This is a genomic window from Burkholderia sp. AU16482, from assembly GCF_002223285.1.
Taxonomy (GTDB): domain Bacteria; phylum Pseudomonadota; class Gammaproteobacteria; order Burkholderiales; family Burkholderiaceae; genus Burkholderia; species Burkholderia semiarida.
In genome coordinates this window covers 1,471,341-1,483,758 of sequence record NZ_NKEY01000003.1, presented here as the reverse complement: position 1 = coordinate 1,483,758, position 12,418 = coordinate 1,471,341, and the positions used below count along the sequence as shown (strand labels likewise).

The 12,418-nt window shown below is 66.0% G+C and carries 10 protein-coding genes and 1 pseudogene; 4 read left to right on the top strand and 7 right to left on the bottom strand.

From position 1 onward, the window contains the following. Positions 1-80 precede the first annotated feature (80 nt). The 3 genes from dnaB (at position 81) to CFB35_RS09385 (ending at position 4,289) form a co-directional block, all read left to right on the top strand. Positions 81-2,504 carry a replicative DNA helicase gene (dnaB, locus tag CFB35_RS09395; RefSeq protein ID WP_089464832.1) on the top strand — a complete coding sequence of 808 codons (2,424 nt, stop codon included), beginning with the start codon at positions 81-83 and terminating at the stop codon, positions 2,502-2,504. Positions 2,505-2,642: 138 nt separating this feature from the next. Then, positions 2,643-3,269 (top strand): DUF47 domain-containing protein, encoded by a 627-nt coding sequence (locus tag CFB35_RS09390; RefSeq protein WP_006486252.1) that lies wholly within the window; start codon positions 2,643-2,645, stop codon positions 3,267-3,269. A gap of 9 nt (positions 3,270-3,278) precedes the next feature. Continuing rightward, the gene (locus CFB35_RS09385; protein WP_059585265.1) at positions 3,279-4,289 is read left to right on the top strand and encodes an inorganic phosphate transporter; all 1,011 of its coding nucleotides are present in this window, start codon (positions 3,279-3,281) and stop codon (positions 4,287-4,289) included. A gap of 122 nt (positions 4,290-4,411) precedes the next feature. On the opposite strand, the gene CFB35_RS09380 is transcribed toward CFB35_RS09385, so the two are convergent. Next, positions 4,412-5,503, bottom strand: a complete 1,092-nt coding sequence (locus CFB35_RS09380) for a C40 family peptidase (protein WP_089464831.1) — start codon at positions 5,501-5,503, stop codon at positions 4,412-4,414. A 234-nt stretch (positions 5,504-5,737) separates the two neighbouring features. Beyond that, positions 5,738-7,549, bottom strand: coding sequence for a PhoH family protein (locus tag CFB35_RS09375; protein WP_059645620.1), 1,812 nt, complete (start codon positions 7,547-7,549; stop codon positions 5,738-5,740). Between CFB35_RS09375 and CFB35_RS35595 the strand changes: the two are divergent. Next, positions 7,445-7,686 (top strand): annotated as a pseudogene (locus tag CFB35_RS35595) (hypothetical protein); the annotation flags it as partial. The gene CFB35_RS09375 and the pseudogene CFB35_RS35595 overlap by 105 nt on opposite strands. 198 nt (positions 7,687-7,884) lie before the next feature. Here the strand turns inward: CFB35_RS35595 and CFB35_RS09365 are convergent. The 5 genes from CFB35_RS09365 to CFB35_RS09345 all read right to left on the bottom strand — a co-directional run bounded on the left by CFB35_RS09365 (position 7,885) and on the right by CFB35_RS09345 (position 12,415). Next, entirely contained in the window at positions 7,885-8,346 is a 462-nt protein-coding gene (locus CFB35_RS09365) for a peroxiredoxin (RefSeq protein WP_059645625.1), read from the bottom strand. A 110-nt stretch (positions 8,347-8,456) separates the two neighbouring features. Next, complete coding sequence (locus tag CFB35_RS09360) at positions 8,457-9,353, bottom strand: polysaccharide deacetylase family protein (protein ID WP_059645627.1); 897 nt, start codon at positions 9,351-9,353, stop codon at positions 8,457-8,459. A 13-nt stretch (positions 9,354-9,366) separates the two neighbouring features. Beyond that, entirely contained in the window at positions 9,367-10,422 is a 1,056-nt protein-coding gene (locus CFB35_RS09355) for a bifunctional UDP-4-keto-pentose/UDP-xylose synthase (RefSeq protein WP_006478632.1), read from the bottom strand. Beyond that, positions 10,419-11,366, bottom strand: a complete 948-nt coding sequence (locus tag CFB35_RS09350) for a formyltransferase (RefSeq protein ID WP_089464830.1) — start codon at positions 11,364-11,366, stop codon at positions 10,419-10,421. Before CFB35_RS09350 ends, CFB35_RS09355 begins: the two co-directional genes overlap by 4 nt. Next, complete coding sequence (locus tag CFB35_RS09345; protein WP_059645634.1) at positions 11,363-12,415, bottom strand: glycosyltransferase; 1,053 nt, start codon at positions 12,413-12,415, stop codon at positions 11,363-11,365. The genes CFB35_RS09350 and CFB35_RS09345 overlap by 4 nt, the downstream gene beginning before the upstream one ends. Positions 12,416-12,418 lie beyond the last annotated feature (3 nt).

The following is a 12,418-nucleotide window of genomic DNA, read 5'->3' as shown; positions in this document are numbered from 1 at the left end:
CGGGGCCTGCCTTTTTTATTGCCCGATCGCCGGCAAGCGGTGGTAGCGCTGCCGCCATCTATTCGCGATAATCCCAACCCATGAACGCGCCGCAAGATCCCCAAATCGAATCGCTGAAAGTCCCGCCGCATTCGGTCGAAGCCGAGCAGTCGGTGCTCGGCGGCCTGTTGCTCGACAACGCGGCATGGGACCGGATTGCCGATTTCCTGTCGCAGGGCGACTTCTACCGCTACGACCACCGGATCATCTACGAGCACATCGGCCGCCTGATCGCGTCGACGCGCCCGGCCGACGTCGTGACCGTGTACGAAGCGCTGACCACGTCCGGCAAGGCCGACGACGTCGGCGGGCTCGCGTACCTGAACGCCCTCGCGCAGAACACGCCGAGCGCGGCGAACATCCGCCGCTACGCGGAAATCGTGCGTGATCGCGCGGTGCTGCGCCGGCTGGTGTCGGTCGCCGACGAGATCTCGGCCGACGCCTTCAATCCGCAGGGCAAGGAAGTCCGCCAACTGCTCGACGAAGCCGAATCGAAGGTCTTCTCGATCGCCGAGGAGGGCGCGCGCGGCAACCAGGGTTTCCTCGAGATCGGCCCGCTGCTTACCCAGGTGGTCGAGCGCATCGACACGCTGTACCACACCGCGAACCCGAGCGACGTCACAGGCACGCCGACCGGCTTCGTCGACCTCGACCGGATGACGTCCGGGATGCACGGCGGCGAGCTGATCATCGTGGCCGGAAGACCGTCGATGGGTAAGGCCCAGCCGCTCGATGCGCGCGTCAGGACGCTGACGGGCTGGAAGCCGATGGGTGAGCTGGCAGTCGGTGATGCACTTGCTTCGGTCGACGGCGCAGCGTCGATCGTGACCGGGATCTACCCGCAGGGCGAACGCCAGGTGTATCGGGTCCGCTTTTCGGATGGGCGCTCGGCCGAATGCTGCGACGAGCACCTGTGGTGCGTCCATTTCCGTGAGTGGGAAAAGCCGCGCGTACTGTCGACCGCGGAGATTCGCACGTTGCTGACGCGCGAACGCTACCGGAACCGGCTGTGGATCGACATGCCGAGCGGCGAGTTCGGTCATCGCGAGGCGCTGCCGATCGATCCGTGGGTGCTCGGCGCGCTGCTGGGCGACGGTGCGCTCGGCGGGACTGCCGTGCGTTTCAGCGTGAAGGCCGAGGAAACGTTGAACCGGATGCGCGCGCGCGTCGACGCGTCGCTCGAGCTCGAATACGCGGGCCAGCACGACTGGCGGATCAAGCGCCGGCCGTCGACGGCCGCGGAAGCCCGGCCGTCCGCCAACCCGCTCAAGGCTGCTCTCGAGCAGCTCGGTGTGTGGGGGAGGACGAGCTACGACAAGTTCATCCCGCGCCTCTACCTCGATGCGGACAAGGACGCGCGGCTGGATTTGTTGCGCGGGCTGCTCGACACGGACGGCTGGGTCGAATCGTGGGGGGCGGTGCGTTATTCGACCGCCAGTGCGCAGTTGGCGAGCGACGTGCGCGAGCTGGCGCGTTCGCTCGGTGCATGGTGCCAGATTGCCGAAAAGGCGACGAGCTTCACGGTCGACGGCGAACGCAAGGCCGGTGCGACGGCTTACGTTTGCACGATCAGTCATCCGGATCCGCAGAGCCTGTTCCTGTTCCAGGGCAAGCGCGACCGGCTGACGGGCGGGCGTGTGCGCCGCAAGATGCCGGTCATCGTCGGCATCGAGCCGACGCGCCGGACGGCCACGCAATGCATTTCGGTCTCGCATCCGTCGCGGCTGTACGTGACCGACGATTACGTCGTGACCCACAATACGGCCTTCTCCATGAACATCGGCGAATACGTCGCGGTCGAGTACGGGTTGCCGGTCGCGGTGTTCTCGATGGAAATGCCGGGCACCCAGCTCGTGATGCGTATGCTCGGCTCGATCGGCCGGCTCGACCAGCACCGAATGCGTACCGGCCGCCTGACGGACGAGGATTGGCCGAAGCTGACGCACGCGGTGCAGAAGATGAGCGAGGCGCAGCTCTTCATCGACGAGACGGGCGGCCTGAATCCGATGGAATTGCGCTCGCGCGCGCGGCGCCTCGCGCGACAATGCGGCAAGCTCGGCCTGATCATCGTCGACTACCTGCAGCTGATGTCGGGTTCGTCGCAGGGCGAGAACCGCGCGACCGAAATTTCGGAAATCTCGCGATCGCTGAAGAGCCTCGCGAAGGAGCTCGACGTGCCGGTGATCGCGCTGTCGCAGCTGAACCGCGGCCTCGAACAGCGCCCGAACAAGCGGCCGGTGATGTCGGATTTGCGCGAATCGGGCGCAATCGAACAGGATGCGGACGTGATCCTGTTCATTTATCGAGATGAGGTCTACAATCCCGACAGCCCTGACAAGGGGACGGCCGAAATCATCATCGGCAAGCAGCGTAACGGCCCGATCGGGCCCGTTCGGCTCACGTTCCTGGGGCAATACACGAAGTTCGACAATTTTGCCGGGGCGCAGACCTTCTACGGCGAGTAAAGCCGGTTGTAAACACCTATTTCGCCAAATGTTGTATCCAATCCCGGCGTGCGCATATGCGCACGTCGCGTCGCGACCGGAACCGGTACAATGTCGCCCGTTTTCGTGACAGTAGTTTGACAATCTCTCAGGAATCCCATGTTCGGTCGATTCATGCCCACCGAGGGCAAGTTCTTTGAACTCTTCAACTCGCACGCGAAGCACATCGTTTCCGGTGGCCGCGAGCTCGAACTGCTGATCGACAATCTCGCCGACGCCGAGATTCACAAGCAAAACGTGCAAATCGCCGAGAAGGCCGCCGACAAGCTGACGCACGAGGCGATCGATCTGCTGCACAAGACCTTCATCACGCCGCTCGATCGTGACGAGATCCACAAGCTGATCACGACGATGGACGACATCCTCGACCTGATGGAGGACGTCGCGACGGCCGTGTCGCTGTACGACGTGCAGTCCGTCACGTCCGAGGCGAGCCAGCTCGCGCATATCGTCACGCAGTCGGCGCAACACGTGCAGCAGGCCGTCGGCCTGCTGTCCGACATGAAGCAGTCGGCGCAGATCCTCAAGCAGTGCGAGGAAATCGATCGCTGGGAGTCGGAAGCCGACCGCGTGCTGCGCGCGGCGATGTCGAAGCTGTTCCGCGAGGAAGACGACGTGAAGACGCTCATCAAGCTGAAGGCGATCTACGAGCTGCTGGAAGAGATCACCGACAAGTGCGAGGACGTCGCGAACATCATCGAAGGCATCGTGCTGGAAAACGCCTGAGCGGACCACATGCATTCGATACAACTCGCCCTATGGATGGTCGCGACGCTCGTGCTCGTCGCGCTCGTATTCGACTTCATGAACGGCTTTCACGACGCGGCGAACTCGATCGCCACCGTCGTGTCGACCGGGGTGCTGAAGCCCCAGCAGGCCGTGGTGTTCGCGGCCGCGTTCAACGTGATCGCGTATTTCATCTTCCACCTGAAAGTCGCGCAGACCGTCGGTAAAGGCACGATCGATCCCGAGATCGTCGACCACTACGTCGTGTTCGGCGCGCTGGTCGGCGCGATCGGCTGGAACGTGATCACGTGGTACTACGGGATTCCGTCGAGCTCGTCGCACGCGCTGATCGGCGGCCTCGTCGGCGCGGCGCTCGCGAAGTCGGGCTGGAGCTCGCTGAACATCGACGGGCTGCTGAAGACGATCGCGTTCATCTTCATTTCGCCGCTGCTCGGCTTCATCCTCGGTTCGCTGTTCATGCTCGGCGTGTCGTGGCTGTATTTCCGTACCGCGCCCAGCAAGGTCGACCGGCGCTTCCGCCGGCTGCAGCTGCTGTCGGCGGGGCTGTACAGCCTGGGCCACGGCGGCAACGACGCACAGAAGACGATCGGTATCATCTGGATGCTGCTGATCGCGAGCGGCTACGCGTCGGCCACCGCCGATGCGCCGCCGGCGTGGGTGATCGGCGCGTGCTACCTGTCGATGGGCCTCGGCACGCTGTTCGGCGGCTGGCGCATCGTGCGCACGATGGGCCAGAAGATCACGAAGCTCAAGCCGGTCGGCGGCTTCTGCGCGGAAAGCGGTGGGGCAATCACGCTGTTCGTCGCATCGTTCCTCGGCATTCCCGTGTCGACCACGCACACGATTACCGGTGCGATCGTCGGTGTCGGCGCGACGCAGAAGCTGTCGGCCGTGCGCTGGGGCGTCGCCGGCAACATCGTGTGGGCGTGGGTGCTGACGTTGCCGGCAGCCGCGCTGTTCGCGGCTGGCGGCTGGTGGCTCGGGCATCAGATCTTCTGATCGCCGACACTACCTGATCGACGCGAAATGCGCCGCGGGCCGAAAGGCCGCGGCGCATTTTCTTTTGGAGGCCAGCGGAGCATGTTGTCGACGTCGTCGACGGTCGCGGTTCGAGCAACGGCTCAGTAGCTGCCGTTCGCGAACCGCGCGATCGGATCGTCTGCCGTACTGGTGCGCGGGCTGATGGGCGCGGATTGCGTCGACGCACGCAACACCTGCACGGGCTCGACGGTGCGCGGCGGCGTGCCGGGGGCGGGCGGCGGCTCGGCATCGAAGGCGGCGGCCTCGGCGGCCGTCAGGGCGGTCGTCGGAATCTGCGTGCCGACTTCCGCCGGGGCGGTCGGTGCTGCGTTGGCGGTCATCGCGGTCGCGCCGTCATTCACCGACGTGGCTTGCTGCTGGGCCGCCTGCACCCGCGGTGGCGGCGGTTCATACGGATCGGCGGCCGGTGCTGCCGGTGCGGTTGCGGTGGCCGTCACGACAGGCGTGGTCGGGATGGCCGGAGCTGGAGCCGGCGCCTGCGTCGTTCTTGCTCGTGAAGACGCATACGCCGCCGGCTGTCGCGGCGCGGCGGCAGCCGTCACGACCGCCGGAGCAGCCGCGAGCGCCGGCGGATTGCGCGGCTCGTCGCGCTTGGCCTCGTAGGTCGGTGCATCGAACGGCGTCGGGGCGGAGCGCGGCGGTGCGACGCGGCGAATGCCGTCGAAGCGCTTCGCCCAGTACGGGTTCGTCAGGTAGTCGAGCCGCACGGTGCCGCCCGTCGACGGTGCGTTGACGAAGCGCAGCTTGCCGACATAGATGCCGACGTGCGAATGCGGCCGCCCGGTCGTATTGAAGAAGATCAGGTCGCCCGGCGCGATCTCGTCGGGCTCGATCGACACGCCGCGGCTGCTCATGTCGGCGGTCGTGCGCGGCAGGTTCACGTCGGCCGCGCGGCCGATCACGTAGCGCACGAGCCCGCTGCAGTCGAAGCCGCTCGCCGGCGTGTTGCCGCCCCAGCGATACGGGACGCCGACGAGGCTCATCGCCTGGATCGAGATCTCTTCCTGGCCGACGCTGTGGTCGACGAATTTGGGGAAATTGGCCGGCGCCGGGAACGCACGCGGCGTCGTGATCTTCATGCCCGACGCGGAACGCGATGCCGATTGCGGCGGCACGCTGGAGCAGGCCGCAAGCAGGGAGACGACGGCGACGGGAACCCAGATTCGAAGCATGGCAAGGCGGGCGAGCGGTGCACTCGCGAATCGTATGACAACAGACAGACCCGATGGTAGACGCTCCGGCGGGGCTTAAGCAACCATTCTTGAGAATTTACTTGAAGTTTCGCGCGTAAACTGCGTGGTTGCGTGACGACGCGTTACCTTTGTCTTCGACCCCAAATAAAAACGGCGCTCCGGAAACGGAGCGCCGCGTGGCGTCGACAGCCGGCCGATCGGCCGGCCGGCGCGTTACAGAATGTCCGACGCGTAGTCGGCGAGCCGCGAGCGTTCGCCGCGCGCGAGCGTCACGTGGCCGCTGTGGCCCCAGCCCTTGAAGCGGTCGACGACGTAGGTCAGGCCCGAGCTGCCCTCGGTCAGATAGGGCGTGTCGATCTGCGCGATGTTGCCCAGGCACACGATCTTCGTGCCGGGGCCCGCGCGCGTGACGAGCGTCTTCATCTGCTTCGGCGTCAGGTTCTGCGCCTCGTCGATGATCAGGTACTTGTCGACGAACGTGCGGCCGCGCATGAAGTTCATGCTCTTCACCTTCAGGCGCGAACGGATCAGCTCCTGCGTCGCCGCACGGCCCCATTCGCCGGCCGCGTCGTCGGTCTTCTGCAGCACTTCGAGGTTGTCGTCGAATGCGCCCATCCACGGCTGCATCTTTTCTTCCTCGGTGCCGGGCAGGAAACCGATGTCCTCGCCGACGGGCACGGTCGCGCGCGTCACGATGATCTCGTTGTAGCGCTTGTCGTCGAGCACCTGCGCGAGGCCGGCCGCGAGCGCGACGAGCGTCTTGCCGGTGCCGGCCTGGCCGAGCAGCGTGACGAAGTCGATCTCGGGGTTCATCAGCAGGTTCAGCGCGAAGTTCTGCTCGCGATTGCGCGCGGTGATGCCCCACACGTTGTTCTTGTGGTGGCTGTAGTCGCGCAGCGTCTGCAGCAGCGCCGTCTTGCCGTTCAGCTCGCGGACGATCGCGTGGAACGTCGGCTCGCCGTTCTGCGGCTCGAGATAGACGAACTCGTTGACGAGCATCGACGCGACGAGCGGGCCGGTCACGCGGTAGTACGTGGTGCCCGTCTTCGTGTCCTGCCAGCTCTCCATGCCCTTCGCATGCTTGGTCCAGAAGTCCTGCGGCAGTTCGCGCACGCCGTTGTACAGGAGATCCGAATCCTCGAGCACCTGGTCGTTGAAGTAGTCTTCCGCGGGCAGGCCGAGCGCGTGCGCCTTGATCCGCATGTTGATGTCTTTCGACACCAGCACGACCTGGCGGTCGGGCCGGTCGCGCTGCAGCGCGCGCACGACGCCGAGGATCTGATTGTCGGCCTTGCCTTCGGGCAAACCTTCCACCGGCGCGATATCCGCCAGCTTCGTCTGGAAGTACAGGCGGCCGAGCGCGTCGCGGCTGCCGAGGCGCGACAGCGGGATGCCGGCCGAGATCGGGCCGCCGTCGGCGACGAGCGCGTCGAGCGTGCGGCTGACCTGGCGCGCGTTGCGTGCGACTTCGGACATCCCCTTCTTGTGGTTGTCGAGTTCCTCGAGCGTCATCATCGGCAGATAGACGTCGTGTTCCTCGAAGCGGAAGAGGCTGCTCGGGTCGTGCATCAGCACGTTGGTGTCGAGCACGAACAGCTTCTGCAGTTCGGCGTCGGCGGGCTTGCGGCTGCGCGACTTCGTCGCGGCGCCGGCATCGCGCGCGGGTGCCGCGGCCGCTCCGCCAGATTTATCTGCGGCCGGCTTGTCGTTGCGTGCCACGACGGGCGCCGCGGGTTCGGCGGGCGCCGGCATCGGCTGCAGCAGCGCGGCCGTCTGCCTGGTCTTGCGGCCGCGCGCGGGCGCGCTCGGGGCATCGGGCGCCGAAGACGCGACGGCGCGCAGCGGCGCGGCCGTGTTCGCGGCTTCGATCATCGGTTGGGCCACGCTGGCCGGACCATAGTCACCGGCTGTGGATGCGTCCCCTTCGGCGGATTTCTTCGCGGCTTTCGCGGGCCGCGCTTTCGCCTTGTATTCGTCGGGCGGCAGCAGGCTGCCGAGCTTGCTGGGGGGGGTAGGCAAAGGCATGGTGTCCCTCGGGAGGAATCGTGTCGCATGGCGTGCGCCGCTGATCGCATCCTGCGTGACGTAGACGCATGCAGTTTGCGCGCGGTGGCGCACAGGAATTTCGTCTAGCCGGTTCGCCTAAGTGTCGATCAGCTCCTCGATGCGGTAAGGGCCGGACCGGGGAGGGCCGGCGCGCGTTCCATAAAAAAAGCCGCTGCCCCGTCGACAGGGACATGCGGCTCGGCTGATGCCGTCGTGATGCGCGTCAGGTGCCGGCAAGCATCGCAACGGGCACCGGCGCAGCTACGAGAAATATGGGGCGAACGGGCATTCATTGCGGCCCAATATAACGCGCCTCAAAGCGCTTGTACAGCCTTTAGCACGTCGTCCACGTGACCCGGTACCTTGATGCCGCGCCATGCGTGGCGAAGCACGCCGTCCGCGTCGATCAGGAACGTCGAGCGCTCGATTCCGCGCACTTCCTTGCCATACATTTTCTTCATCTTGATGACATCGAACAACGCGCACAGCGCTTCGTCGGCATCGGAAATCAGCGGGAACGGCAGTTCGAGCTTGGCCTTGAAGTTGTCGTGCGAGCGCAGGCTGTCGCGCGACACGCCGATGACTTCCGCACCGGCTTTCTTGAACTTCGGATAGAGATCGCGGAACTGCAGCCCTTCGGTCGTGCAGCCCGGCGTGTTGTCCTTCGGATAGAAGTACAGTACGAGCTTCTTGCCCTTCAGGTCGGACAGCGAAATGTCGCCGCCCGTGGCCGGTGCGGTGAAATCGGGAACTTGACGGTCAACTTCGACAGACACGTGTTTCTCCTGTTGTTATGGAAGGGCGCCGCTGCGGCGGCGCAGTTCGGCGGGGCGTCGCGGCAACGCGCCGCGAGGGCGGGAGCGGCGACGCCGGCTCGCGCGCGAACTCAGTCGGGCTGGACGATCAGTTCGCCGGAGCGGCCGGGGATTTCGCCCCACGCGACAGGGTACGATGGCAGCGAGTCGCGGTCCAGCGTCGCGTGGTAGTCGCCCATCGTCGCGAACGTGTGGCCTTGCGCACGCCAGCCGGCGAGCAGTTGCTCGAACACGGGCGCGAGCTTCTGGCCTTCCAGTTCCGCATGCAGCGTGAACACCTGGTCGTGCGGATTGGCTTCGGTGAACTTGAGGATGTGCGCGGCGACGTTGTGCGTGTCGATGCCGTCGACGCCGAGCACTTCGTCGAGCGTCGGCAGCGTGGTCGGCATCTGCACGTGCGACAGCGTGCGGCCGCCGACGACGGGCAGGTACGGCGAGTGGCCGCGACCGTCGGATGCGTAGCGCATCCCCCACGCGTCGATCTGCTCGAACGCGGAATCGTTCATCTGCCAGCCGGCCGCGCCGTGCGTGACGGGCGGCGCGCCGAAGATCTCGATGAAGCGCGCGTGGCTCTTCTGCATTTCACGCGCGGTCCAGTCGCGATCGCGCACGCGCACGTTGTCCTGCCAGACCACGTGATCCCACGTGTGGATCCCGCATTCGAAGCCGGCCTCGTGAATCGCGCGCATGTCGGCGATCGCGCGGCGGCCGATGTCGGGGCCGGGCAGCAGCACGCCGTACATCAGCTGCTTCACGCCGTAGTGTTCGACGACCGACGTGCGCGACACCTTCTTCAGGAAGCCCGGGCGGAACACGCGCCGCAGCGCCCAGCCCGTGTGATCGGGCCCGAGGCTGAAGAGGAAGGTCGCGCGCGCATTGAAGCGATCGAAGATGCGCGCGAGGTTCGGCACGCCTTCGCGCGTGCCGCGCAGCGTGTCGACGTCGATCTTGAGGACGATGCGAGCCAAGCGAACGTCCCGCTCAGCCTTGCTGTTCGACGAGCGCGCGCGCATCGGCGACGTGGCCGCGATACGCTTCGAAGATGTTGCGCAGCGCGTCGTCGAACGTCGCTTGCGGCGCCCAGCCGAGCTCCTGCATCGTGTTGTCGATCTTCGGCACGCGGTTCTGCACGTCCTGGTAGCCGTTGCCGTAGTAGGCGCCGGACGTCGTTTCGACGAGCTTCACCTGCTTGGCCGAATCGGCGTACTCGGGGAATTCCGCGGCCAGTTCGAGCATCTTGTGCGCGAGCTCGCGAACCGAGAAGTTGTTCTTCGGATTGCCGATGTTGTAGATCTTGCCCGACGCGACGCCGCCCTTGTTCTCGATGATCTTCATCAGCGCGCTGATGCCGTCGCCGATGTCGGTGAACGCGCGCTTCTGCGAGCCGCCGTCGACGAGGCTGATGTTCTCGCCGCGCACGATGTGGCCGAGGAACTGCGTGACCACGCGCGAGCTGCCTTCCTTCGGCGTGTAGATCGAGTCGAGACCCGGGCCGATCCAGTTGAACGGGCGGAACAGCGTGAAGTTCAGGCCTTCCATCCCGTAGCCCCAGATCACGCGGTCCATCAGCTGCTTCGAGCACGCGTAGATCCAGCGCGGCTTGTTGATCGGGCCGTAGGTGAGCGCGGAGGCATCCGGGTCGAACTGCTCGTCCGAGCACATGCCGTAGACCTCGGAGGTCGACGGGAACACGAGGTGCTTGCCGTACTTGACGGCCGAGCGCACGATCGGCAGGTTCGCCTCGAAGTCGAGCTCGAACACGCGCAGCGGCTGCTGGACGTAGGTGGCCGGCGTCGCGATCGCGACGAGCGGCAGGATCACGTCGCACTTCTTCACGTGATACTCGACCCACTCCTTGTTGATCGTGATGTCGCCTTCGAAGAAATGCATCCGCTCGTGGTTGACGAGGTCGCCCAGCCGGTCGGTCTGCATGTCCATGCCGAACACTTCCCAATCGGTGGTCTCAAGAATGCGCTTCGACAGGTGATGGCCGATGAAGCCGTTCACACCCAGGATCAGGACTTTTTTTGCTTTCATGAATGACGGGAAGAATGAATGAACTGCGCGAATTCCGCGGGCGTCACGACGGTTTCGCCGCCGTCGCGCTGTTGCCGGAGCTCGAGAATGGATAGGGCGCGGCTGTCGCCGCAGACGCCGAATAGCGCATTATCGCTTACGTGCAGGCCGGGCGGCAAATTCGCCGCGGCCGCCGCCATCGCGCTGCCGGGCGCCGCGAGGCGCGCGCGTGCGATCACGAAGCGCGCGCCGTGGACGTCCGTGAATGCACCCGGATACGGGGGCGCGACCGCGCGCACCAGGTTGTAGACCTGCGCGGCCGGCTTCGACCAGTCGATGCGGCCGTCCTCGGGCTTGCGCCCGCCGTAGTAGCTGCCGGTCGCGAGATCGTTCGGCAGGTGCGGCGCCTCGCCCGCGAGCAGCGCGGGCAGCACGCGCCACAGCGTCTGCTCGGCGGCCACGGTGACCTTGTCGAATACCTGTGTGGCCGTGTCGTCCGGCAGGATCGGCACCGCGGTCTGGCCGACGATCGCACCCGCGTCGGGCTTGGCGGCCATCTCGTGCAGCGTCGCGCCGGTCTCGGTCTCGCCGTTCAGCACGGCCCAGTTGGTCGGAACCCGACCCCGGTATTTCGGCAGCAGCGAACCGTGCATGTTGTACGCGCCGCGCGGCGCGATCGCGAGCAGGTCCACCGGCAGCATGTGGCGGTAGTAGAACGAGAAGATGAAATCGGGCCGCGCGTCGGACACCGCGCGGCGCAGCGCCGGATCGGCGGGATCGGCCGGCGTGAGCACCGGAATGCCGTGCTCGGCCGCGACGGCCGCGACGCTGCCGAACCAGATGTTCTCGTTCGGATTGTCCTCGTGCGTGACGACCAGCGCGACGTCGACGCCGCGCGCGAGCAGCACCTGCAGGCACCGCACGCCGACGTTGTGATACGCGAAGACGACCGCGCGCGGCTTCATTGCACGGCTCCCGGATGGTTCGCGCCGGCCGGCACCGGCGGCACGCCATCGTGCTGCTCGAGCACGGCCTGGATCAGGTAGCGCGGCCGCGCGCGCACCTGCTGGTAGATGCGGCCGACGTATTCGCCGAGCAGGCCGAGCGCGAAGATGATCACGCCGAGCAGGAAGAACGTGATCGCGAACAGCGTGAACACGCCTTGCACTTCCGCGCCGACGATGAAGCGGCGCACGAGCAGCAGCACGAACAGCGCGGCGGAGCCGAGCGACAGGATCACGCCGATGAACGACAGCCACTGCAGCGGCACGACCGAGAAGCCCGTCACGAGGTCGAAGTTCAGCCGGATCAGGCTGTACAGCGAATACTTCGACTGGCCCGCGAAGCGTTCCTCGTGCGCGACCTCGATTTCGGTCGGGTTCTGCGCGAACGTGTACGCGAGCGCGGGGATGAACGTGTTGACTTCGCCGCACACGTTGATCGTGTCGATGATGCGGCGGCTGTACGCGCGCAGCATGCAGCCCTGGTCGGTCATCTTGATGCGCGTGATGCGCTCGCGCAGCCGGTTCATCATCTGCGACGCCTTGCGCCGCCACAGGCTGTCCTGGCGCTGCTTGCGGATCGAGCCGACGTAGTCGTAGCCCTCGCGCATCTTCGCGATCAGCTTGCCGATTTCCTCGGGCGGATTCTGCAGGTCGGCGTCGAGCGTGATGACGATCTCGCCGCGCGACTGCGCGAAGCCCGCGAGGATCGCCATGTGCTGGCCGTAGTTGCCGTTGAGCAGCACGACGCGTGTCGTGTCCGGCCGTACGTGGAACTGATCGGCGAGCATCGCGGCCGAGCGGTCGCGGCTGCCGTCGTTGATCAGGATCACTTCGTACGGCGTGTCGAGTGCGTCGAGCGCCGGATACAGTCGCGCGAACAGCGCGGCGAGGCCGTCTTCCTCGTTGTATACGGGGATGATGACCGAGACTTCGGGCCGGCCGGCGTCCAGATGCGCGGCGCCCGGGTGTCCGGCGCCCGGATGCCCGGCGCGTGCTTCAAGGTGACTCATGTA

Excerpts from the sequence above, each read along its gene's own strand:
- CFB35_RS09380 (WP_089464831.1), bottom strand. The coding sequence starts at position 5,503 with ATGCTTCGAATCTGGGTTCCCGTCGCCGTCGTCTCCCTGCTTGCGGCC.
- CFB35_RS09345 (WP_059645634.1), bottom strand. The coding sequence starts at position 12,415 with ATGAGTCACCTTGAAGCACGCGCCGGGCATCCGGGCGCCGGACACCCG.
- CFB35_RS09385 (WP_059585265.1), top strand. The coding sequence starts at position 3,279 with ATGCATTCGATACAACTCGCCCTATGGATGGTCGCGACGCTCGTGCTC.
- CFB35_RS09355 (WP_006478632.1), bottom strand. The coding sequence starts at position 10,422 with ATGAAAGCAAAAAAAGTCCTGATCCTGGGTGTGAACGGCTTCATCGGC.
- CFB35_RS09350 (WP_089464830.1), bottom strand. The coding sequence starts at position 11,366 with ATGAAGCCGCGCGCGGTCGTCTTCGCGTATCACAACGTCGGCGTGCGG.
- CFB35_RS09390 (WP_006486252.1), top strand. The coding sequence starts at position 2,643 with ATGTTCGGTCGATTCATGCCCACCGAGGGCAAGTTCTTTGAACTCTTC.
- dnaB (WP_089464832.1), top strand. The coding sequence starts at position 81 with ATGAACGCGCCGCAAGATCCCCAAATCGAATCGCTGAAAGTCCCGCCG.
- CFB35_RS09375 (WP_059645620.1), bottom strand. The coding sequence starts at position 7,549 with ATGCCTTTGCCTACCCCCCCCAGCAAGCTCGGCAGCCTGCTGCCGCCC.